The 21,429-nt window shown below is 56.3% G+C and carries 21 protein-coding genes; 11 read left to right on the top strand and 10 right to left on the bottom strand.

The window, feature by feature from the left end; all coding sequences use genetic code 11:
• Nucleotides 1–3 precede the first annotated feature (3 nt).
• Nucleotides 4–474 (top strand): tetratricopeptide repeat protein, encoded by a 471-nt coding sequence (locus ACR0IO_RS15410; protein WP_480742475.1) that lies wholly within the window; start codon nt 4–6, stop codon nt 472–474.
• Nucleotides 475–505: 31 nt separating this feature from the next.
• Here the strand turns inward: ACR0IO_RS15410 and ACR0IO_RS15405 are convergent, their stop codons facing one another.
• Genes ACR0IO_RS15405 through ACR0IO_RS15380 form a run of 6 tightly spaced genes read right to left on the bottom strand, consistent with a single transcriptional unit; the run spans nt 506 to nt 6,083 of the window.
• Nucleotides 506–1,567, bottom strand: a complete 1,062-nt coding sequence (locus ACR0IO_RS15405) for a TRAP transporter substrate-binding protein (protein WP_480742474.1) — start codon at nt 1,565–1,567, stop codon at nt 506–508.
• Between the two features lie 25 nt (nt 1,568–1,592).
• Nucleotides 1,593–2,882 carry a TRAP transporter large permease gene (locus ACR0IO_RS15400; protein ID WP_155149384.1) on the bottom strand — a complete coding sequence of 430 codons (1,290 nt, stop codon included), beginning with the start codon at nt 2,880–2,882 and terminating at the stop codon, nt 1,593–1,595.
• Nucleotides 2,883–3,470, bottom strand: a complete 588-nt coding sequence (locus tag ACR0IO_RS15395; protein ID WP_480742473.1) for a TRAP transporter small permease — start codon at nt 3,468–3,470, stop codon at nt 2,883–2,885. It abuts the gene before it with no gap.
• Between the two features lie 53 nt (nt 3,471–3,523).
• Entirely contained in the window at nt 3,524–4,039 is a 516-nt protein-coding gene (locus tag ACR0IO_RS15390; RefSeq protein WP_480742472.1) for a flavin reductase family protein, read from the bottom strand.
• Nucleotides 4,039–4,929 carry an aldo/keto reductase gene (locus ACR0IO_RS15385; RefSeq protein ID WP_480742471.1) on the bottom strand — a complete coding sequence of 297 codons (891 nt, stop codon included), beginning with the start codon at nt 4,927–4,929 and terminating at the stop codon, nt 4,039–4,041. The genes ACR0IO_RS15390 and ACR0IO_RS15385 overlap by 1 nt, the downstream gene beginning before the upstream one ends.
• Nucleotides 4,929–6,083, bottom strand: coding sequence for an LLM class flavin-dependent oxidoreductase (locus ACR0IO_RS15380; protein WP_480742470.1), 1,155 nt, complete (start codon nt 6,081–6,083; stop codon nt 4,929–4,931). The genes ACR0IO_RS15385 and ACR0IO_RS15380 overlap by 1 nt, the downstream gene beginning before the upstream one ends.
• Nucleotides 6,084–6,189: 106 nt before the next feature.
• On the opposite strand from ACR0IO_RS15380, the gene ACR0IO_RS15375 reads away from it, so the two are divergent.
• The 3 genes from ACR0IO_RS15375 to ACR0IO_RS15365 all read left to right on the top strand — a co-directional run bounded on the left by ACR0IO_RS15375 (nt 6,190) and on the right by ACR0IO_RS15365 (nt 9,636).
• A complete protein-coding gene (locus ACR0IO_RS15375; RefSeq protein ID WP_480742469.1) occupies nt 6,190–6,900 on the top strand; it encodes a GntR family transcriptional regulator in 711 nt (236 codons plus the stop codon).
• Between the two features lie 12 nt (nt 6,901–6,912).
• Nucleotides 6,913–8,010 (top strand): Gfo/Idh/MocA family protein, encoded by a 1,098-nt coding sequence (locus ACR0IO_RS15370; RefSeq protein WP_480742468.1) that lies wholly within the window; start codon nt 6,913–6,915, stop codon nt 8,008–8,010.
• 477 nt (nt 8,011–8,487) lie between these two features.
• Nucleotides 8,488–9,636, top strand: a complete 1,149-nt coding sequence (locus ACR0IO_RS15365; RefSeq protein WP_480742467.1) for an adenylate/guanylate cyclase domain-containing protein — start codon at nt 8,488–8,490, stop codon at nt 9,634–9,636.
• 203 nt (nt 9,637–9,839) lie between these two features.
• Here the strand turns inward: ACR0IO_RS15365 and ACR0IO_RS15360 are convergent, their stop codons facing one another.
• A complete protein-coding gene (locus tag ACR0IO_RS15360) occupies nt 9,840–11,351 on the bottom strand; it encodes an ABC-F family ATP-binding cassette domain-containing protein (protein ID WP_480742465.1) in 1,512 nt (503 codons plus the stop codon).
• Nucleotides 11,352–11,714: 363 nt separating this feature from the next.
• Here ACR0IO_RS15360 and ACR0IO_RS15355 point away from each other — a divergent pair, with 363 nt between their 5' ends.
• The 7 genes from ACR0IO_RS15355 to ACR0IO_RS15325 are packed head-to-tail and all read left to right on the top strand — an operon-like array spanning nt 11,715 to nt 18,223.
• Nucleotides 11,715–12,452 (top strand): GntR family transcriptional regulator, encoded by a 738-nt coding sequence (locus tag ACR0IO_RS15355; RefSeq protein ID WP_155149400.1) that lies wholly within the window; start codon nt 11,715–11,717, stop codon nt 12,450–12,452.
• Between the two features lie 20 nt (nt 12,453–12,472).
• Nucleotides 12,473–13,495: an ADP-ribosylglycohydrolase family protein gene (locus ACR0IO_RS15350; protein ID WP_480742463.1), complete on the top strand. Its 1,023-nt coding sequence runs from the start codon at nt 12,473–12,475 to the stop codon at nt 13,493–13,495.
• Complete coding sequence (locus tag ACR0IO_RS15345) at nt 13,492–14,424, top strand: PfkB family carbohydrate kinase (RefSeq protein ID WP_480742462.1); 933 nt, start codon at nt 13,492–13,494, stop codon at nt 14,422–14,424. The genes ACR0IO_RS15350 and ACR0IO_RS15345 overlap by 4 nt, the downstream gene beginning before the upstream one ends.
• Before the next feature lie 41 nt (nt 14,425–14,465).
• A complete protein-coding gene (locus ACR0IO_RS15340) occupies nt 14,466–15,506 on the top strand; it encodes an ABC transporter substrate-binding protein (RefSeq protein WP_155149404.1) in 1,041 nt (346 codons plus the stop codon).
• 28 nt (nt 15,507–15,534) lie between these two features.
• The gene (locus tag ACR0IO_RS15335) at nt 15,535–16,398 is read left to right on the top strand and encodes an ABC transporter permease (RefSeq protein WP_480742461.1); all 864 of its coding nucleotides are present in this window, start codon (nt 15,535–15,537) and stop codon (nt 16,396–16,398) included.
• Complete coding sequence (locus ACR0IO_RS15330) at nt 16,395–17,180, top strand: ABC transporter permease (protein ID WP_480742460.1); 786 nt, start codon at nt 16,395–16,397, stop codon at nt 17,178–17,180. Before ACR0IO_RS15335 ends, ACR0IO_RS15330 begins: the two co-directional genes overlap by 4 nt.
• Nucleotides 17,180–18,223, top strand: coding sequence for an ABC transporter ATP-binding protein (locus tag ACR0IO_RS15325; RefSeq protein WP_480742459.1), 1,044 nt, complete (start codon nt 17,180–17,182; stop codon nt 18,221–18,223). The genes ACR0IO_RS15330 and ACR0IO_RS15325 overlap by 1 nt, the downstream gene beginning before the upstream one ends.
• Nucleotides 18,224–18,332: 109 nt before the next feature.
• Here the strand turns inward: ACR0IO_RS15325 and ACR0IO_RS15320 are convergent, their stop codons facing one another.
• Genes ACR0IO_RS15320 through ACR0IO_RS15310 form a run of 3 tightly spaced genes read right to left on the bottom strand, consistent with a single transcriptional unit; the run spans nt 18,333 to nt 21,429 of the window.
• Complete coding sequence (locus ACR0IO_RS15320; protein WP_480742458.1) at nt 18,333–19,271, bottom strand: 3-hydroxyacyl-CoA dehydrogenase NAD-binding domain-containing protein; 939 nt, start codon at nt 19,269–19,271, stop codon at nt 18,333–18,335.
• The gene (locus ACR0IO_RS15315; protein WP_480742457.1) at nt 19,271–20,011 is read right to left on the bottom strand and encodes an SDR family NAD(P)-dependent oxidoreductase; all 741 of its coding nucleotides are present in this window, start codon (nt 20,009–20,011) and stop codon (nt 19,271–19,273) included. Before ACR0IO_RS15315 ends, ACR0IO_RS15320 begins: the two co-directional genes overlap by 1 nt.
• Nucleotides 20,011–21,429: an aminobutyraldehyde dehydrogenase gene (locus ACR0IO_RS15310; protein ID WP_480742456.1), complete on the bottom strand. Its 1,419-nt coding sequence runs from the start codon at nt 21,427–21,429 to the stop codon at nt 20,011–20,013. The genes ACR0IO_RS15315 and ACR0IO_RS15310 overlap by 1 nt, the downstream gene beginning before the upstream one ends.

The following is a 21,429-nucleotide window of genomic DNA, read 5'->3' as shown; positions in this document are numbered from 1 at the left end:
CCCATGCGCCAGTTTGTTTTTGCCCTTTGTCTTCTTGCGACCCCGGCGCTGGCCGAGCTGGAGCAGGCCCGTGACATGATGGAGGCAGGTGAGTTCGAAGCCGCGCGTGAGGAACTGTTGCCAGCAGCACGCTCGGGCAACGCCGAGGCCGAAGAACTGATCGGTGTGATGTATGGCCTTGGTCTGGGTGTCGAGCAGGACTATGAGCGGGCCTTTGAATGGTACCTGCGCGCCTCGATGAAAGGGCATCCCGGGGCGCAATCCGGCGTCGGTTGGTATTATGAACTGGGTCTGGGCATGCCAGCGCCCGATCTGGTGCGGGCATATATGTGGTACACGCTCAGCGCTATTGGCGGCGATCCCGACGCGGCGATCAGCCTTGAGGAAGTGGTCAAGAAAATGTCGCCGGAGCAAATCGAAAAGGCGCATGTTCTGGTCAACGACTACAAAGGGTGGATGTACCCGTTTCGGTGAGGGCCGGGCCATCAGGCCCGACCCACCATCGTTAGTTCAGGTCTGCATCGCGTGACGCGTTGATCTCGCCTTCTGCGATCGAAACAGCTTCGGTCAGTGCAGCAAAGATCTCATCACCACGGGCCACATTGGACTGGAACCACTCGTAAACAGGCGTAGCAGCATCTTTGAACGCGGCTTTCTGCTCGGGTGTCGGAACGTACAGATCACCGCCGCCTGCAACGAAATCTTCGTAGGCCTGGATTGACTTGCGCTTGGGCGAGGCAAAAGTGGCCTGCTGCAGAGCGTAGAAACCATCAACGACCACGCGGCGAAGGTCTTCAGGCATCTCCTGGAACTTGGCGTTATTCATCCACCACAGCGCACCCATGTAGGCGTGGCCGTCCAGCGTGACATATTGCAGGCCAGCATCAGGGAATTTCATGCCCATGATGTCGGTGATGCCGTTCTTGGATCCTTCAACAACACCGGTCTGGAAGCTGGTGAACAGCTCAGGCCACGGGATCGGAGTGGGCGACGCGCCCAAAGCCTTTACCAGTTCCTGAGGCAGGTCGGCGACCACGGTGCGGATCTTTAGCCCTTCCATGTCGGCGGGTTCGGCAATGCGGCGTTGCGTGTTCGCGAAATTGCGCCAGCCGCCGGTATTGCCGATGGTCATCAGACGGATCGCACCGCCGGAATCCTCCAGCGCCATCTCGCGCATTGTGCGCGTGAAATCACCAGACAGAACGCGCTCAGCGACACGGTCATCGGCCATCAGGTAAGGCAGGTCTAGGACCTGAACGTACGGGAAGATACCCGAAGCACCACCAGAGGTAGAGATGTAGATGTCGATAGTGCCATCAGCCACACCTTGCAGGCATTCCGCGCCGTTCGAACACAGTTGCGTGCCGATGAACAACTCGACTTCGATCGCACCGTTCGAGGCCGCTTCGACGTAATTTTTGAAGACGATCAGGCCGTCATAATCTTCGTCGTTTTCATTCGAATTGGCCGTAGCGCGCAAAGTGTAATCAGCCGCTGTCGCCGTGATGGCGGATGCAGCCAGCAGCGACGTCGCCACCGCTGCGGTTCTGAAGAATTCTCTGAGCATGCGTTTCCTCCCTGTGATACTCAGTTCAGTTTGCAAATCCCGTTATTCTCGGGATCGTCATGGATAGTTCGGGAATATAGGTGATCAAAAAGATCACGATGATTTCGACCGCCAGAAACGGCAGGATTGCCTTGGCAATGGTTTCGACCCGTTCGCGCGACACGGCGGCGGCCACGAACAGCACCAGCCCCATCGGCGGTGTGGCCAGACCGACGGTCAGATTGACGCTCATGATAATGGCGAAATGGATCGGGTCGACGCCGAGGCTCGTAAAGATAGGGCCCAGGATCGGACCAAGAATGATGATCGCAGGGCCTGCATCCAGGAACATGCCGACGATGAACAGCAGCAGGTTGATCAGAAACAGCAGGATCAGCGGGTTCTCCGACAGGCTGAGGATCAACGAGGCGAGTTGCTCCGGCGCGTGGCTGAGGCTGACCACAGTTTTGAACGCCATCGCTGCACCAACCAGCAACAGCACGACGGCCGAGGTCATGCCCGCATTGCTGAGAACCTCGGGCACTTCCTTCAAACTCAGGGTGCGCAGAACAAAGAAGCCGATGATGAAGGCATACCCCACGGCAACGGCGGCGGCTTCGGTCGGGGTGAAGATGCCGCCCAGAATGCCGCCCAGAATGATGACCGGGGTCATTAGCGGAAAGAACGCCTTGAGGCTGGCCTGACGACGCTCGGGCCAGGTGTATTTGCGGCTGGCGACCGGGAAATCATAACGGTCGGCCATTACCTTGATCATCAGCATCAGGCCGACACCAACCATCACTCCGGGGACGATACCGGCAAGGAACAAAGCAGCCACGCTTTCGCCCATTACGTAGGCATAGATGATCATGATGCCCGAAGGCGGAATGATCGGTCCGATCACGGAACTCGCCGCTGTAATCGCCGCCGCGAATTTGCGGGTATAGCCCTGTTTCTCCATTGCCGGGATCAGCATCGACCCAAGCGCCGAAGTGTCCGCCACGGCAGACCCCGAAAGGCCCGCGAACAAAATTGAGCTCAGTACATTCACATGCGCAAGCCCACCGCGCAAATGCCCCATCAAAGCCTGTGAAAACTCGACCAGACGGATAGTAATGCCGCCGCGATTCATCAGCTCTCCGGCCAGCATGAAGAAAGGGATCGCCATCAGTGGGAAACTGTCCATGCCATTGTAGACATTGCGATAAAGCAGCGTGATGTCATTCGTCTGACCGTTTAGCCAAAGCAGAATGCCGGGCGCGGCCAGCAGAGCGAAAAAGACCGGCAGGCCGATCAGCAGGAAAACAAGGAAAGTGGGCAGGAACCAGATCAGCATTTATTCGGCCCCCACCGCGGCATCCGGGATTTCCGGCAACAGGTGACCACCGCCAATAAGCGTGATGAAGGACCGCAGTATGAGTTCGATATTCACCGAGATCAGCAATACGATCCCAACAAGCAGCGACGCCATCATCCAACTGCGCGGAATGCGGAACCATTCGTCAAAACTGAAAGATGTCGGCAGGTACAAAGCAGCAGTTGCGAACTTTCCACCAAAGCCAGTGACTTCGGACCAGCCGATTTTCACAGCAACCAACAACACAGCCAACGAGATGGCAAACAGGAACAAGTTTAGCAGCTGACCAATGTTGCGAGGCAGCAGTCGCTCCAGCATATCTATGGCCACAAACCCGCCGCGCCGAAACGCGGTCGGCGCCATCAAACCGGTCATCCATAGCATGCAGAACCGCGCGGCCTCATCCGGCCAGGGCAAAGCGTTGCTAAGCACGTATCGGAAGAAAACCTGAATCAGGATTGCGATCACCATGAGCACAATCGCAACAACGCCAACCGCGCGGCCCAATCGCAGCACGGTTTCGTTTACGAATGCAATCGGTGCCAGCACCGACGTCAATCCGCCCATGCGGATCCTCCCATTGTCAGCCGCGAGTTGGCCCCGCAGTCGTCATATTGCGCTTAGTGATGCGCAAATTGGCCGAGCTTTCCGGCATAAAAGGTCAGCGCGTCTCCATCCGCCATGCTGACCTTCAGCACTTTGCCCACCACGATCACGTGATCGCCTGCATCGTGATAAGCGTGCTGCTCGCATTCGAACCGGGCAAGGCTGCCCGGCAGTAAAGGGGTGCCGTTTTCACAGCGGTCATGTTCGATCTTGCGCAGTGCATGAGCGTCCTTTGAGCAACCAAAACACAGCTCGGCCTGTTGGGCTGACAGAACATGCACGCTGAAATGGCGTGCCGTGTGGAAATAACGAAACCGGCGCGAATTGCGGTCACCGGCCCACATGACCAACGGCGGATCGAGCGACAGGGACGAGAAACTGTTGGCGGTGATACAGATCGGCCCATCTTCGCTGTCGCAGGTCACGACGGTGACGCCGGTGGCAAAACGGCCAAAGGCATCGCGCAGGGTTCGAGTGTCGTCCTTGTGCGGCACGAATGTGTGGGTCATGTCGCGTGAGATTGCATTCATCATGGCACCTCATGTCCCAGCGCCGCCTCATACAGACGATACCAGCTTTCACGGTCCAGTTTGACTTTGAGCGCGTCCGAGGCGCGTGTGATCCGGTTCAGATTGTTTGTACCCAGAACCGGCAGAATGTTGGCCGGATGGGCAAGCAGAAAGGCAATCGCAACAGCGGCTCGATCGACGCCGAATTCCTCCGCAATCTCATCCGCAACGACACCGACCGGCGGATTTCCGGCCATCAGCAAACCGCCGCCCAGTGGGGACCACGCCATCAACGGATGGCCATGTTGTTGGTGAAAGGCTAGGTCGCCATTGGTGAAAGGGCTAATCTCACCCAGCGAAATCTCGATCTGGTTCGTAACTAGTTCCGTTTTCATAGCCGATTGCAGCAGGGACCAATCCCAAGGACGGAAATTGGACACGCCAACCGCGCCGACCTTGCCACTGGCGACGACCTCATCCAGTGCAGCACCCGTTTCATTGTGGTCCATGAACGGATCGGGGCGGTGGATCAGCAGCAGGTCGATATGGTCGATGGCCATTTCGGACAGAGACGTCTCGACCGACTTCAGGATATGCGCCCGTGATGTGTCGTAGTACTTAACTTTGGCATGCGAATACCGTCCGCAAGGCGCCACGATATCGCATTTGGTGACAATCTCCATCTTCTGGCGCAGTGCAGGATTTTCGCGCAGGGCAGCACCCAAAACGGCCTCGGCATTGTAGTCGCCGTAGATATCGGCCTGATCGAAGGTGGTGATGCCCTGATCCAGACAGGCCTGGATCTTTGCCTCGACATGGGCTGCCGAGGTATCGCTGTCGTCGCCCAGGCGCCACATGCCATAGACAAGACGGCTCATTTCCAGCGTGTCAGACAGTTTCACACGTTGCATCAGCGACGAACTCCGTTGCCCAGCGGAGTCGCTGGGGTGGTTGCAGGCACGCGCCCATAAGCTTCGGGCAGCGAGCAGGTTTTCAGATTGGGCATCACTCGGACGCCGAAATGTCTTGCTTCGTCCAGGTGCGGGTAGCCCGAGAAGATAAAGGCTCGGATGCCCATCTTCTGATACTCTTCGATCTTGGACATAACCTGATCGGTCGACCCGACCAGCGCGGCACCACAGCCCGAGCGTGCACGACCAACGCCTGTCCACAAACCAGGTTCGACATAGCCATACTCGTCTGCCAGATCGCGGTTCTTCGCCTGATGCGCGACGCCCAAAGAGGTCGCGTCCAAAGCGCGTTCGCGGATGGCGCGACCGTATTCATCATCCAGTTTGGAGACGATGTAATCTGCGTATTCCTGAGCTTCGGCCTCGGTATCGCGAACGATCATGTGCACGCGCAGTCCGTAATCCAGCGTCCGGTTATAGTTTTCCGCAACCGCGTGCACCGCCTTCATCCGCTCGGCCAGTTGATCCTTGGTTTCGGGCCACATCAGGTAAACGTCGCAATGTTCGCCGCACAGGTCCAAAGCGGACGGAGAATAGCCACCGAAATAAAGTAGCGGACCACCAGTCTGATAGGGTTTCGCCGGATCAGTCGTCAGACCCGAAAAGTTGTAGACCTCACCAGCATGGTTGATCTCATCCTGTGTCCACGCCTGTTTCAGAATCTCGACCACTTCGCGCGAACGCTGGTAGCGGAACGCACTGTCGGCTTTCTCACCAGGGAAGTCAGACGAGATGATGTTGACGGTTAGCCTGCCTTTCAGCATGTGATCCAGCGTAGCGATGGTGCGGGCCAGCATGATCGGCTGCATCTCGCCACAACGCACGGCGGCCAACAGGTTGATCTTTTCAGTGATTGGCGCACATCCCGCCACAAAGCTCAGCGTGTCCTGACCAACCTGATACGATGACGGGCACAGGATGTTGCGAAATCCTTGCGCCTCGGCCTCTCTCACGATGCCGGAACAATGCTCCCAGCTCGACCGCAAGTCACCATCAGGCACACCCAGAAACTGATAATCATCTGAACACAGCGCCGCGAACCAAGACACCTCCACCGCTTCCAGATCGGGCGATGTGATTGGGACGATGGTCATCTGAGTCGCTCTCCGCGTCGGTTTCGCTTTTCCTCTTGCGTAGCAATCGCTTTGATGTAGATCAATAGTGTATCAATTTTTCCTGCGACCGAGTGAAGCGCCCCACATGAACGCATCCGACAGAAATCCGAACGCACTGCCGGTTTACATCCAGATCGCAGAACTGCTGATCCGCGATATCGCAGCGGGCCGCCTGATTGATGGTGAACGATTGTCGCCTGAACGTGAGATGGCAGCGGAATTGAAAGTCTCGGTTGGGACGTTGCGAAAATCGCTCGCTGAGCTGGAAAAAAAAGGGATGCTGGAGCGCATTCAAGGTTCGGGCAACTATATTCGCGAGACCGGAACACAAGACAGCGTCTACGCGATGTTCAGGCTTGAGTTACCTGAAGGGGGCGGATTGCCGCGCGCAGATATCCTGTCAGTTGATCATCTGAAGAAGCCGGCCGATCTGCCAAGTTTCGGAGCTTCTGATGCAGGCTCAAGGGTGCGCCGGATGCGCTACCTGAATGATACAATTATTGCGGTCGAGGAAATCTGGCTCGACGAATCAGCGGGATTGATCGACCAGAGCCTGCTTTCCGACTCTCTCTACCGCTACTATCAGCGCCAACTGGGTTTTTGGATCGCAAGGGCCGAAGACAGGGTTTCAGTCCAACCATTACCGGATTGGACGCCGCCCAATTTCACTAAACAGGCAGGCGAAGCAGCCGGCTATATCGAACGTTTCAGCTGGTCGGAAAGCGCCGAACCCGTTGAGTTCTCGAAAACATGGTTCGATCCGGATCGGGCCAACTACGTCCAACGTTTAAAGTAAAAGGAAGCACGCATGACCCGGACCATCAATTACGGGCTGATTGGATGCGGCATGATGGGGCAAGAGCACCTTCACAATATCGACTTGCTGGAAGGTACTCGTGTAACGGCAATATTTGAACCTGATCCAAAGATGGCCGCTGCGGCAGCGGAGATTACACCGACCGCAATCATGGTAGGTTCAGTCCAGGAGCTTCTGGCGGTTAAAGAACTGGATTGTATCGTCATTGCCAGCCCGAACCATCTGCATGTGGACCAGATCTGCGAAGTTGCTGACACGCGCCCGCTGCCTCTGTTGGTAGAGAAGCCACTGTTCACGGATTCAAGGGATTTGGATCGGCTGGAGCAGGTACAGCGCGATTACCCGTGCCCGATCTGGGTTGCTATGGAATACCGGTATATGCCTCCCATTGCAGCTCTGATCGAAAAGGCTGAGGCGACGGGTGGTGTAAAGATGCTATCAATCCGCGAGCATCGCTTTCCATTTCTTGAAAAGGTCGGGCACTGGAATCGATTCAACCGCAATACGGGTGGCACTTTTGTTGAAAAATGCTGCCACTTCTTCGATCTCATGCGCTTGATATTGAAATCTGACCCGGTGCGTATCACCGCGAGCGGGGGGCAGGCCGTTAACCATCTGGACGAGAGTTACGACGGCAAATCTCCGGACATTCTCGACCACGGCTATGTAATTGCCGAGTTTGCTTCAGGTGCACGCGCTATGCTGGAACTTTGCATGTTCGCCGAAGGATCTCGCTATCAAGAAGAAATATCGGCTGTTGGGCCGGATGCCAAAATCGAAGCGCTTGTACCCGGACCCGGACGCTTCTGGCCGGATCACCTGGGTGACGCACCAACACCAAAGGTAATCGTTAGTCCACGCAATCCAAAAGGGCCTGTGTCAGTGGACGCTCCAGTGGAGCCCGGCCTGCTGGCAGCCGGGGATCACAACGGGTCAACCTATTATCAGCATGAGGGCTTTCTGGCTTTGCTTCGCGGCGAAAAGGCCAAACCGGACGTGAGTTTAGAAGACGGTCTCTGGGCCGTTAGAATGGGGCAAGCTGCGCAACAGGCGATAGATACCGGTGAAACGGTATATCTGAACGGTTGATTGGAATTGGAGCCCGGGGCGTTCTTATACCACAAATGTCCCAGGCATTTTTTGTCAGAGCTGATCTCATACGGAACTCGCGCTTAGACTGCTGACGCGGTGGTCATCGTTTGAGTTCAGTCAGATTTTTGGGCAAAGTTCGTCGGGAAATCTCACCCCGTCGACTTATTGCAATAGGTCTGTGGTCAGTGGTTTCGACTGAGCAAGATCGCTGCGGCAAACACGGGCGGCTGCTTTTTTGGCAGTATCGCGACAACACCGTTTCCGCACACGCAGCAGTAATTGTACTGCTTGGAAGCGCAAAACAAACGACAGTGATCGGGATGGCTTGGTCGCTACCATCGGCGCAACACAGTGGTCAGCGAGGGCCTGCCTTTTCAACGTCGCCCCAAAAATCGCACCCTTCGAGCCAGCATAGGTGCTTTCACTGCCAACGGTGTATAGATTGTATGTGCGCCAACACATTGCGAGAGAACCGTGTCCGAGATTGATCACCTGAACCATTGGTTGATTTCCAAAGGTCGATTGCTTGGCGATGAGGTGCAAATCGTCAAAAGTTATTGCGAAGGATTAGAGAAGCTTGGCGTACCGTTGAGCCGTGCACGGATTGCTCAGAATTACTCCAACCCACTGCTGAGTGCGTGGGGGATCATCTGGACACCCGAGGAAACCCACCGCTACACTGTGCCGACCACAGTTCTGTCGACCAGCGCTTGGCACGGCAGTCCTTTTGAGTATGTCGTCACTCAGCGGCGTCCTCTGCGCAAACGCCTGATTGATCTCGATCTCGCGGCTGAACACCCTGTTTATTCCGAGCTTACCCAAGCCGGTGCCACAGACTTTCTGGCCATCCCACTGGAACATGGCAATGGATCGGTTCAGGGCACCAGTTTCACCTCGAATGCGAAAACTGGGTTTTCGGACAAGCACATCAGATACATTGAAGACACGCGCTACGCTCTTGCCGCTGCTTTGGAACCCATCGCAATGCGCCATTCTCAGATGAGTCTTCTTCAAACCTATCTGGGTCGCGGCCCCGCAGAAGAAGTCGGTCAGGGACATATAAAACGAGGCGAACACAAGACGGTTTCCGCAGCGATACTGTTCGCGGACCTCCGTGGCTTTACCGAGAAAGCCTCAACCTGGTCCGAAACCGATTTGCTGAACATGATGGGTGAGTATTTCGAGATGGTTGTATCACCCATTCAGGATGCAGGTGGCGATGTTCTCAAATTCATGGGGGATGGCATACTTGCCGTATTCAACTCTGACGACGTTCAAGCCTCTTGCAGGTCTGCTGTTCAAGCGGCGCATCAAGCTTTGGTAAATCTGCGCGGTTTTAACGACAAAGCCTCAGAGCAAGGTCGGGAAGCCATAGAATTTGTAATCGGTATTGATTTTGGACAGGTGACCTTCGGCAACATCGGCAGCCCCGACCGATTGGATTTCACGGTCGTCGGTCAGGCAGTAAACGTGGCCAGTCGCGTTCAGGAACTGTGCAAATCGCTGGATGAAAAGATGCTGATAACAAAGAGCGTCGCAAAACACCTGGCGCATAACTTGAAGTCGGTCGGATACCATTCCGTCCGCGGTTTGCGTGAGGAGATCGAGATATTCAAAGCCTGAGCAAGTCCTTCAAGCCGGGGGTTGCCGTTGGTCTGATTTTGGCGTCTCGCTTACATAGCCGTCACATAGTGCAGAAACCGGGCATTACTTGTGTGGTTCGCATTGGGCGGTGAAGCGGACAAATGAGCTTTCGCAGCAAAGACATCAATGCCCGCTTCACGATGGCTAACCTTCAGAGATTTACTAGGGCACCGGATACACGATCAGCCCATCTCTTTTGTCAGAAACGGCTCTGGGCTGTCCGTTTCTTCCAGTCCCTTCCCTGTGATCAGCCAAAACCGATTGCCGACATTGCGCAAGAAACTGCGATCGTGACTAACAAGCAGACAGGATGCACTATGTGTGATCAATTCATCCTCAAGAGCCTCTTGTCCCTCGATATCAAGATGGTTCGTCGGTTCATCTAGCAAGTAGAAATTCGGATTTTTCAGCCGTAATATCAGCATCGCCAAACGCGCCTTTTGTCCGCCGGACAGCGCTCCGATCCGGGTATCTTGCATCTGTATCTTCACGCCCGCACCCGCCAGTACGCCGCGTGCGCGTTGGTCACCTATGTCAAACTGCCCCGCCACAGCCGTCATCGGCGTCTCGCTATTCGAAAGCTGGCTTAGATGTTGATCAGAATACGCTGGCACAACCGAAGGAGCACAACTGACCTCTCCTCCGCCTCCAGAAAGTGCATCTTGTACCATCTCAATCAATCGGGTTTTCCCGGTGCCATTCGCCCCCAAAAGTACGATGCGGTCTCCGGGCAAAATCCATTTCCGCCCAGTCTTGTACAGCAGCCGACCGTCCGGGGTTTCAACCCGTGCGTCATCCAAAGTGACCAGAGCTTTGGCATGAGTTCCACTGTTGGCCAGTTTGATACCACCTGCGCTGTGTTCCCGGTGGGCGGGTTTGGCACTCGCCTCAATCTGCGCCGCCCGATCATTTAGCTGTTTGGTCTTCGTGATCAAAAGGTCAGACCCGGAATTAATGCCAATGTTCTTGAGCTTTGCCGCCTGTCTGCGCAACTGCTGCGCCTTGTTCAAATCATTAGCAAACCGCCGTTGATCAGCGGCGTCTGCTTCATCAAGCGCTGTGCGTGCTGCCGAAAACGGGAGCGGAAAAGCGTGTGATCGCTCCCTGCGCAAAAACAGTGTTCGGTTAGTCGTCGCATCAAGAAATGCTCGATCATGCGATGACACAACAACTGCTACATCACGCCGCAACCCAGACAACCAGCTTTGGAGCAGTCCAATGCGACGCAGATCCAAATGGTTGGTTGGCTCATCAAGCAATAGGATATCTGGTTCCTGAATCCAGGCAGCGGCCAACAGTGCAGTCCTTTGCCAACCACCGCTCAACTCATTGAGTGGGCTATGCTGTAACTCGTACGGAACACTCAGGTCATCAAGCACCACATCCACCCGCCAGCTTTCATATTCCGCCTGCTCGGCATGAAGGGCGTCCAACACCCAATTGTAGAGCGTTTTGGCAAAGGCATGATCTGGAACGTATTGGGTCACATATCCAACTCGCAAACCGCGCGCTCGGATGATTTGCCCGGTCGTCGGTTCGTTTTGGCCGGTCATACATTCCAAAAGTGTTGTCTTGCCGCGGCCATTCGCGGCAACCAATCCAATGCGATCACCTTTGGAAATTGCCAGGTTCAGATTGTCAAAAAGAAGGTCACCACGGATTACGCTTAATGCGTTGATATTCATAACAGTCATCGGAGTCTCTGCTCATACTAGGAGGTGCCGCGATGCGGCTTTGGGCAGACCGATTGAAATGTTGTTTCTCGGACCCGCCCTGCAAACGTATTTACAGGGCGAAACGGGGACCATGCTGAAGTCGGCGGATGATACGCATGTTCAGCTTGTGCCCTCCCGTTGTAGATTGTGACTGTGTTCGCAGAACCTTAGAAAACAATGTCCATCTCAGCAAGTGCCTCGCTGCGGAAAGCACACCCCAGTTACATTTTTATAGGTCAGCAGCAGAGAACCTGCTGCTGCCATTCTCTGCGGTAGTTTCCAACTGGCGAATGAACCCAATACCGTTGTTGACAGGTTTTCGAATCTGAATAAGGTACATGTATGAACAAGCTTGAACAAGAATCAACAAGTAGCGATCTGATCGGAGCCTCCAAGTCGGTCAGAATAGCGCATCAGCTGGAAGAAGAGATCAGGTCCGGCGGGCTTGGAAACGGGACACCGTTAGCCAGCGAAAATGAGCTTGTCAGACGGTTTTCGGTCAGTCGAAATACCGTGCGCAAAAGCCTCGAAATCCTCTGCCGCAAAGGCTTGATCACGACCCGGAGAGGGATCGGATCGTTTGTGACCTTTGGTGGTCAAACTATCGACGACCGCACCGGATGGAGTGTCGCGCTGTCCTCGGGTGACACCGAACTCGCGACCCGCGTCTTACGTCTTGCGCGCGGGGGAATGGATCTGACTGATGTACCGGATTTGACCGACACCGACTTCCTGATCGTCGACCGCTTACGGTTTCGCGTGAAAACCGGTCAGGGCGTTTCGCTCGAACGCAGTCGCGTTGCCTGGCGTTCTGGATTTTCCGAAATCCTGGAGAACGGCCTTGAAAATGGGTCATTGACGGAAACGCTGCGGCTTCGCGGGCTGAGCGTCGACGGGGGAAAAGAATGGGCCCGAGTGCTGCCTGCCCTCAGCGCGGCGGATGCGGCCGTGATGGGGCGTGAGAAGGGAGAGCCAATGCTGCGGCTTTGTCGTCTGACGCGTTCAGCCGACGGGGCAACCCTGGAATACGTCGAAAGCATTCTGGATCCGGACCTGTTCGGTCTGCAAATGGAGTTTTGACAGCGTTGACGGACAGAGGCTTGGCATATGATCGCGCGTGTGGTGCCCTCGCCGGTATGGCAATCGGGGATGCATTGGGCATGCCATCCCAAACCCTGTCGCGACAGCAGATCGCAGACCACTATGGTGATATCACCACCTATGTCGCGCCTTACCCGGATCATCCCGTTTCGCACGGCCTTCGGGCGGCACAGGTGACGGATGACACCGAGCAGGCGTTCTTGTTGGCGAAACGCCTTGTCGAAGACTGCAATGGCTTTGACGAGGCGCTTTGGGCACAGGACTTGCTGGATTGGGAACGCGATGTCAGGGCGCGGGGTTTGCGCGATTTGCTGGGGCCGTCCTCCAAAGCAGCGCTCGCCGCGATGCTGGCCGGGGAGTCAGCACTTGAAACCGGACGCAATGGTACAACGAACGGCGCTGCGATGCGGATCGCCCCGGTTGGAATTGCCACCAAATACGAACCATCCGACACTTTTCTGGACCGCGTCGAACTGGCCTGCCGGATGACGCACAACACAGGCGAGGCGATCGCCGCAGCCGCGGCAGTTGCTGCCGTTGTCAGCAGCGGCGTGGACGGGCTTGATTACGACGCTGCGATCACAGCCGCTTTGGATGCTGCCGAGAAGGGGCAGGAACGCGGTTACCGGTCAGGTGAAACCGATATGCGCAAGCGGATATCTTACGCATTGAACCTTGCGGACACAGGTATCGCTGCTGACGAATTTGCGCAGTTAGTGGGAACGTCTGTCGCATCATATGAATCTGTCCCGGCGGCATTCGGTGTAGTGCGAATGGCCTCAGGTGATGTTTGGGAAGCCGCTCGGATCGCGGCCAACATAGGAGACGATACAGACACCATCGGTGCGATTGCTGGCGCGATGGCAGGTGCCTGCGCTGGCATCCAGAGTATTGACCCTAAGGTGCTTGCCCCTGTCCGCTCGGCAAATGACCTCGCAATCGAAGCGACGGCAGAACAACTGTTGACCCTACGCGGCGTATCAGCAGATGCGCCACGCGACACGACGGAGGCACCGAGATGACCAATCGCCTCTTGCAGATGTCCGGTGTCGTTGCCGACCTTCTCTACGAAGTCGAAGCCGTGCCCGCGCCAGGTGAAGAAGCCATTGTCAAAGGTTTCTCAATCACGCCGGGCGGTGGTTTCAACGCGATGGTCGCCGCGAAACGCGCTGGCATGATGGTGTTCTACGGTGGCTCGATCGGGTCCGGTCCGTTTGCCAAAATTGTTCGCGAAGGCCTCAACACTGAGAGTATTCCTTTCCTGCGGACACAGGATCTCAGCCGCGATCAGGGTTGCTGTACCGTGATGATCGACCCGCAAGGCGAGCGAACGTTCGTGGCCAGCGACGGTGCCGAGGGGCATGTAACTGACGAAGATCTGACTCAGATCAGCTTTCATGAGTTCGGTTGGACGCTGCTGTCGGGTTATGCCTTGCACTACGCCGGATCGCGTCAGTCGCTACACCAATGGCTGACCGGTGACGACAAATTACGCAACCTGGTTTTCGACCCGTCGCCCATAGTCGCCTCACTAAATCGCGAGGCTCTTCAGGCAGCGATGACCCGAGCAACGTGGATCAGCGCGAATATGCGGGAAGCAGCGGTTTTGACAGGACGCGCTGATCCGGCCGAAGCCGCCAAAACACTCGCTGAAACACGCCCCGGCGACGGAGGTGTCGTAGTGCGTCTGGGCGAAGACGGCTGCATTCTGGCCCGGCAGGGTACCCTAGAACACATCGCACCTTTCCGTGTTCAGGCCTTGGACACAAATGGGGCCGGTGACACTCATATCGGCAGTTTCATTGCCCGAATGTCACGCGGCGAAACACCAAAACGAGCTGCCGTTTACGCAAATGTCGCAGCAGCTTTGTCGACCACACAAAAAGGACCGGCGACAGCCCCAACCGAAGCGGTCGTCGAAAACGCCCTGAGCAAGAAAGAGGCTGGTTGATCGAGAACCGAAGCTAAAGACCATCCAACTGGGAGACGACAATGAACAAACACATCTTTCTGGCAACCTCAGTTGCCCTCACAACCATGGGCACGGTCGTACTGGCTGATGAAATTCGCGTTCTGAATTGGCAGGGCTATGGCACCGATCAGGACTGGGCCATCGCTGCGTTTACCGAAGCCACCGGTCACACCGTTGTTCATGAATACTTCAACTCGGAACAGGAGATGCTGACAAAGCTGCGGACCAATCCGGGTGCCTATGACGTGGTTCTGATCAATGCGGCCTTCACTCCTCAGGCACAGGCCGAAGGTTTGATTGGGCCGGTTGACAGCTCGCTTGTTGCCAACTTTAGCGATGTCTCAGAGAACATGGCCACCAATCAGGACCTGAATGCAGGTGGTGCGCTACATGGTGTGCCCTGGACGTGGGGCCTGACCTCGTTTGCAGTGAACACCAATGAGTTCAGCGAAATGCCAACCTCGATCGAGGTGTTCTGGGATCCAGCACATGAAGGCAAGGTGTCGATCCGCGACGATGCGCTGGAGGCGGTTCAGTTCGCTGCAATCGCCACCGGTCAGGACATCAATGACATTCAGGATCTGGATGCCATTGAGGCTAAGCTGGCGGCGTTGATGCCACAGATCAAAACCTACTGGGGTTCGGAGAACGACTGGAACCAGTTCATGGCCGCCGGTGATCTGGACGTGGCGACATTCTGGTCCGGTTCTGCAAGCAGATCGATGGCCTCTGGTCTGCCGGTTCAGTTCGTCGTCCCTGATGAAGGCGCAATCGGTTGGCTTGACGGGCTGTCCATCCCTGAAACCTCTACCAAGAAAGAGGCAGCACACGCCTTTATCAACTGGATGATTGACCCGGAATTCTATGTGAAATGGGCCGAAAGCGGTGCCCCGGCTTCGGCAAATGCCAAGGCCGCTGCTGCTCTGCCTGATGACGCATTCAACAAGCGCGTTCTGGGCGATCCTGCCGTTGTGGCCCGTGTGCAGTTCCAGCGTCCGGTCTCCGATGAAAACCGCGAGAAGTACCTGGAACTGTGGCAAGGCCTGAAGGCTGCGCAATAATCAGGCCAAAGCAAGGGAGAAAGCAGACATGTCAACGGTTCTTGCCCGTCAGGACAGGCTCAAGATAGCCTCGTTGCTTTCCCCCGCGTATATCTGGCTGACAGTGGCAATTTTTCTGCCGCTGTCGGCGATGCTCTATTTCAGCTTTCTGTCGGATGTGCCGTTTGGCGATGCCGAATGGCGTTACACGGCAGACAATTACCAGGCGTTCTTTCAAACCTCGACCTATGCAACGCTGCTGTGGAAATCCATCAAGCTCGGCCTGACGGTGACCGCGGTATCGGTGCTTGTGGGATTTCCCTGCGCCTATGTGTTGGCCAAGGTGATCAAGGGAAAATCACGTGAGGCACTGTTTCTGCTGGTTATCCTACCCTTCTGGTCAAACTCACTGGTTCGTATCTTTTCATGGGCGATCGTGCTGCGCGGGAACGGTGTGCTTGATTTGGGCCTGAATGCAATTCTGCCCTTTGAGGTGGATGTGAACCTGATGTTTTCGACTCCGGCCATCGTGATCGGGCTGGTTCATTCCTACCTGCCTTATGTGATCCTGACGTCGTATCTGGCGCTGCAGGCGATCGACGACAGCTTGATTGATGCCGCCCGCTCAATGGGTGCTAACAAGTTGACCATCCTGTGGCGCCTCATTCTCCCTCTTTCGCTGCCGGGCCTGTTGGCGGGCGCCGTGCTGATATTTGTGCCCGTAGTCGGGTCATTCATGGAACCCCGCATCCTAGGCGGACGCGTTGGCACATATTTTGGCACCGTCATCGAGGACCAATTCGTTGCTGTCTTCAACTGGCCATTGGGAGCCGCATTGTCATTTATCCTGCTGGCAGTTGTGTTGCTGATCCTGGCAACCGCCAGCCCGGTTCTGCGGAGGGCTCAGACATGAAGGGGACTTATCTCGCCTGGATCGGAAAAGCCTGGCTTGCGCTGATCCTGTTCTTTCTCTACGCGCCAATCATCGTCATGGCGTTCATGTCATTCAACGCCTCGCAATATTATCAGCTGCCGTTTGAGTTCTCACTGACTTGGTACGAAAAGCTAAGCCAGAATACCGAGATCCTGAATGCCGCGACCCGGTCGGTTCTTATCGCGCTGGCGACAACGGTGATTGCCACAACTCTGGGGACGGCCGCTTCTCTGGCGCTTTTCAGGTTCGAGTTTCGCGGAAAGCGATTTCTGCAGGTCATGCTGTTCCCGCCGATCGCAATCCCCTGGCTCATCACCGGCACAGCAATGTTGATCTTTTTCTACGGCGTCGGATTGGGGCGTGGTACACCTTCTGTTCTGATTGGCCATGTCGCTCTCGCTCTGCCTTATGTGATCGTGGTGGTAAGCGCCCGGTTGGCGACCTTTGATGTGACTCTGGAAGAAGCTGCTCGATCGATGGGCGCAGACAGCTGGACTGTGACCAGACGCGTGACCATGCCATGGATTGCGTCGGGTATCATTGCAGGTGCCCTGTTCGCCTTCGCGGTCAGCTTTGACCAGTTCGTCGTCTCGTATTTCCTGTCCGAACCCGGTGACAGTACTTTGCCGGTGCTGATCTACACGTCGATCCGCAAAGGCTTCACACCGGAAATCAACGCAATCTCGACAATCATAATCGTCATCTCAATGGCCGTAATGCTCTTTGCAGCCCGGTTTTCAAATTTCGGAGGAGAGCGCTGATGGCCGAAGTCTCTGTCCAGAACGTCACCAAGACCTTTGGGTCGCTCAAGGCGCTGAACGATGTCACCATGGATTTCCCGAACGGCGGGTTCTTTGCCTTGCTCGGCCCATCCGGCAGTGGCAAGACAACGTTGCTTCGCGCCATCGCGGGTTTCATCTTTGCGGATAGCGGCTCGATCTATATCGGCGACCAATCTGTCGAAAACATTCCGGTCGAAAAGCGTGATATCGGGATGATGTTTCAGAACTATGCCCTGTTTCCCAACATGACAGTGGCGGACAATGTGGGCTTTGGTCTGCGCGTGCGCAAAGTAGGCGCCGCAGAAGAGCGCCGCCGTGTGGGTGAGGCGCTAGAGCTTGTTCAGCTTGGCCAGTTAGGCGACCGAAAACCACACCAGCTTTCTGGCGGGCAGCGACAGCGCGTGGCATTGGCACGGGCAATCGTGACCAATCCCAAAGTGCTGTTGCTGGACGAACCTCTGTCAGCGCTGGACAAGTCGTTGCGTGTGGATATGCAGATCGAACTAAAGCGCATCCAGCGCGAGATTGGGATTACTACGATCTTTGTAACCCACGATCAGGAGGAGGCTCTGACTTTGTCCGACAAGATCGGCATCCTCAAACAGGGCACTATGATTCAAGCCGGCCCACCACGGGAGGTGTACAATAACCCCGTCGATATCTTCACAGCCGAGTTTCTGGGTGAAGCAAACATTCTGACCGCTCAGGGCGGCACAGCGCTGAGCTCTGCCGGGGCGGATATCAAGCTGCCAAGCGGGGCGACAGAGCAGTCTACTCTCGCTGTCCGGCCCGAGAACATGAGCATTTCAACCTCGGAACCCGGCGGGGATGAGATTTCCAAGATCCCCGCAACATTGGTCCGACGCATCTTTGCTGGCGCAATGGCGACCTGTGTTTTGGAAAACGGCGGCAACACATTCAAGGTCATCGCGCGCGATCAGGACATCCCGGACCTACCAGAAGGCGGCGAAATTTGGCTGAGCTGGAAACCGGAACACACAATGGTTGTTCCCAACCCATAGTGGATTTTTTTTGGTCCCAAAGGGTTCAGTCACAAATTCCCTTGAGTGCACAGCAAGCAGAATAGGTGGCAGCCCTGCTATTTCTGGGCTGCATTTTGCTTTTTGATAGTCACTTTCCCTCTTTCACTTCTGTTAAAGCCGCCTGCATCTTCACAATTCTCGCATCGCGCAAAGCGGCAAGTTCTTCGACTGATGTGTCGTTGTGCGATGCCGCCAGACCCTGTCCTAGCAATTCTGCAACTTCAGGAGTGAGTTGGGGTGTTCCAAGATCATCCCACCAGCCATTGAACGTGTCGGCGAAGTGATCACAAAAAGCAGGAAGACCGCCTGATCCAGCACCAAGGCTGAAGAGTGTCGTCGGCCCCATGGCGGCCCATCTTAACCCAGGTCCAGCGGACATGGCCTTGTCGACGTCTCCGACGCTGGCGACACCGGTTTGCACCAAGTGAATGGCCTCGCGCCAGACAGCCGCCTGCAATCGGTTGGCGACATGGCCGGGGACTTCCTTGTTAACGCGGATAGTGACCTTACCGATGTCCTTGTAGAATGCCTCGGCCGTGGACACCGCATCTGCGTCAGTCAGGTCGTTGCCCATCACTTCGACCAGCGGAATCAGGTGCGGCGGGTTGAAAGGATGGCCAAGAATAAAGCGACCCGGGTTTTGCCAACCTGCCTGCATCTGGCCAAGCGTCAGGCCGGAAGCCGAGCTTGCGATGACAGCATGCGGCGCAATACCCGGTTCGATCTCAGCAAAAATTGCGTGCTTGATCGGCAAGCGTTCGGGGACGTTCTCCTGTACGAAATCCGCGCCCTCAACCGCTTCGCGTGCCGAACGAACGAAGGAGACCTGATCGGGGGAACCTCGTGTTGTCAAACCCAGTTCATCCATGGATTTCCAGGCTTGGTCGATATAGGCGCGTACGCCGCTTTCCACACCATCGGCGGGGTCGTAGACCGTTACAGACCGGCCCGAGGCCAGAAACAGGGCGGTCCAGCTGGCGCCAATAGTGCCCGCGCCCAGAACAGCAGTATGTGAGATTTCTACCATCAGAATAACCCTGTGTTGATCGGTGATGCGGCAGTCATGCCGCCGTCGATGGTGAACAACTGCCCGGTGGCGAACCCTGCCTCATCCGACGCCAGCCAAACGGCCATGGCGGCAATGTCGGCAGGCTGGCCAAACCGGCGTGTGGCATGCCGGGACAGCGCGTCTTTTCGGGCTGCCTGCGGGTCATCGGACAGATCAAAACCAGCGTCCAACATGCCTGTCTCGATCCAGCCTGGACAGATCGCATTGCAGCGGATTTTTGGGCCATGATCCACCGCGATCGAGCGTGTCAGTCCATGAACAAAAGCCTTTGAAGCGTTATAGAGCGCCAGGGATGGGTCCGCGACCTTGCCGGAAATCGACCCGATATTGATGATCGAACCGCCCTGCGGCATGACCGGAATAAACGCCCGACACATATTGAAAACGCCCCGGCAGTTGGCACCGATGACCAGATCCCAATCGGCATCGGTACTGTCCACGACGGTCTTTTCAACCTGCACGCCAGCATTGTTGACCAGAATATCGGCGGCGCCGGCGGCTTGAGCCAGCTCTTCGACCTGCCCCACGTCAGATACGTCCGCACTGTACCAGGTTACCGCATCCGGCAGGCCCTCAGGCCGGTTGCCGCGCCCGCATGTGCTAACAGTTGCGCCCTCGGCTAAAAAGGCTTCAACAATCCCGCGCCCGATACCCTGACGACCACCGGTGACCAGTGCTCTTTTCCCAGCCAACCGCATCAGTGTGCCACCATGACGTGACGGATCGAAGTATAGGCATCGAGGGCATAGACACTCATGTCACAGCCGGTTCCGGACCCTTTCATCGCAGCCCATGGCATTTCCGGGGTCCCTACCCCATGGGTGTTGACCCAGGTAAAGCCGTAACGCAGTCGGCTGGTCATCTCCATTGCGCGACCGACATTTGCGGTCCAGACCGAAGAGGCCAGCCCATAACGACCAGAATTGGCAATGCGCAAGGCGTCTTCGGCGTCACTGAAACGAGAGACTGAGACGACGGGGCCGAAAACTTCATGAGTGGCCACTTCAGCATCGTTGTCTACATTGGCCAAAACAGTCGGCTTGTAGAAGTAACCCGCACCATCGCCTGAGGCGCCACCGATTACGACCTCGCAACTGGTTCGGGCGCGGTCAACAAAGCCCGCTACACGGTCACGCTGGCTGGCTGAGATCACCGGGCCCATTTCAGTGCCTTCAGCCTTCTGCCTACCGATCTGGATTTGGCTGACCTGAGCCGCAATTGCCGCGACCAGTTTGTCATAGGCACCATCCTGTACCAGCACGCGGCAAGGCTGAGCACAATCCTGACCCGCGTTGAAGAAGCTGCCAAACCTGATCGTTTCGGCAACGGCCTCAATATCTGCATCGTCAAAGACGATCACCGGGGCCTTGCCACCCAATTCCAGATGTACATGCCGGATCTGGTTGCCCGCAGCCCGCATCGCCGCCATGCCAGTGGCAGGACTGCCGGTTACTGTAATCGCCTCCATCCCGGGGCTGTTGATCAATTGATCTCCGATAGTCGGACCGGCGCCATGTATCACATTCATAACACCTTTAGGCAGAATATCGTTCAAAAGCTCAGCGGCTCGCAACATGGATAACGGCGTGAGTTCCGAGGGTTTCAGGACAACGGTGCAACCTGCGGCAATGGGAGCGGCCAGCTTCCAGGCGGCCATCATAAGCGGATAATTCCAGGGTGCGATGGCCGCGACTGGCCCAACCGGATCGCGGCGGATCATACTGGTATGGCCCGCCACATACTCACCTGCGGCAGAACCAGACATCGTTCGCGCCGCCCCGGCGAAGAACCGGAATGTGTCGATTGTCAGCGGCATCTCATCGTCACGAGCCGAGGGCCAGGGTTTGCCAGCGTTCAAACTTTCTAGCTCGGCCAGTTCATCCTGATTTTCTTCAAGGCAATCCGCGATAGCCAGCAACAGCGCGGACCGTTCCGCCGGGGTGCTGCGCGAGAAGCTCTCAAAGGCTGCTTCGGACGAACGCACTGCGGCCTCGACTTGTTCTGGGCTGGCCTCATTCACCTGCGCAATCTCTGCCTCGGTGGCTGGGTCGACAATGGGCAGCTCGGCACCGTCGCCCGCAACCATCTCGCCATTGATCAGCATGTTTGTCTGCAT

The sequence above is a fragment of the Ruegeria sp. CE12 genome (assembly GCF_056537525.1).
Note: the sequence above shows the minus strand (reverse complement) of the source record. Positions and strands in the feature narration are given on the sequence as shown.

Bases quoted from the DNA above. Each gene is read 5' to 3' on its own strand.
- ACR0IO_RS15405 (WP_480742474.1), bottom strand. From the start codon at position 1,567: ATGCTCAGAGAATTCTTCAGAACCGCAGCGGTGGCGACGTCGCTGCTG.
- ACR0IO_RS15395 (WP_480742473.1), bottom strand. From the start codon at position 3,470: ATGGGCGGATTGACGTCGGTGCTGGCACCGATTGCATTCGTAAACGAA.
- ACR0IO_RS15320 (WP_480742458.1), bottom strand. From the start codon at position 19,271: ATGGTAGAAATCTCACATACTGCTGTTCTGGGCGCGGGCACTATTGGC.
- ACR0IO_RS15375 (WP_480742469.1), top strand. From the start codon at position 6,190: ATGAACGCATCCGACAGAAATCCGAACGCACTGCCGGTTTACATCCAG.
- ACR0IO_RS15385 (WP_480742471.1), bottom strand. From the start codon at position 4,929: ATGCAACGTGTGAAACTGTCTGACACGCTGGAAATGAGCCGTCTTGTC.
- ACR0IO_RS15370 (WP_480742468.1), top strand. From the start codon at position 6,913: ATGACCCGGACCATCAATTACGGGCTGATTGGATGCGGCATGATGGGG.
- ACR0IO_RS15310 (WP_480742456.1), bottom strand. From the start codon at position 21,429: ATGCAGACAAACATGCTGATCAATGGCGAGATGGTTGCGGGCGACGGT.
- ACR0IO_RS15345 (WP_480742462.1), top strand. From the start codon at position 13,492: ATGACCAATCGCCTCTTGCAGATGTCCGGTGTCGTTGCCGACCTTCTC.
- ACR0IO_RS15330 (WP_480742460.1), top strand. From the start codon at position 16,395: ATGAAGGGGACTTATCTCGCCTGGATCGGAAAAGCCTGGCTTGCGCTG.
- ACR0IO_RS15335 (WP_480742461.1), top strand. From the start codon at position 15,535: ATGTCAACGGTTCTTGCCCGTCAGGACAGGCTCAAGATAGCCTCGTTG.
- ACR0IO_RS15360 (WP_480742465.1), bottom strand. From the start codon at position 11,351: ATGACTGTTATGAATATCAACGCATTAAGCGTAATCCGTGGTGACCTT.
- ACR0IO_RS15340 (WP_155149404.1), top strand. From the start codon at position 14,466: ATGAACAAACACATCTTTCTGGCAACCTCAGTTGCCCTCACAACCATG.
- ACR0IO_RS15410 (WP_480742475.1), top strand. From the start codon at position 4: ATGCGCCAGTTTGTTTTTGCCCTTTGTCTTCTTGCGACCCCGGCGCTG.
- ACR0IO_RS15380 (WP_480742470.1), bottom strand. From the start codon at position 6,083: ATGACCATCGTCCCAATCACATCGCCCGATCTGGAAGCGGTGGAGGTG.
- ACR0IO_RS15390 (WP_480742472.1), bottom strand. From the start codon at position 4,039: ATGAATGCAATCTCACGCGACATGACCCACACATTCGTGCCGCACAAG.
- ACR0IO_RS15400 (WP_155149384.1), bottom strand. From the start codon at position 2,882: ATGCTGATCTGGTTCCTGCCCACTTTCCTTGTTTTCCTGCTGATCGGC.
- ACR0IO_RS15315 (WP_480742457.1), bottom strand. From the start codon at position 20,011: ATGCGGTTGGCTGGGAAAAGAGCACTGGTCACCGGTGGTCGTCAGGGT.
- ACR0IO_RS15355 (WP_155149400.1), top strand. From the start codon at position 11,715: ATGAACAAGCTTGAACAAGAATCAACAAGTAGCGATCTGATCGGAGCC.
- ACR0IO_RS15325 (WP_480742459.1), top strand. From the start codon at position 17,180: ATGGCCGAAGTCTCTGTCCAGAACGTCACCAAGACCTTTGGGTCGCTC.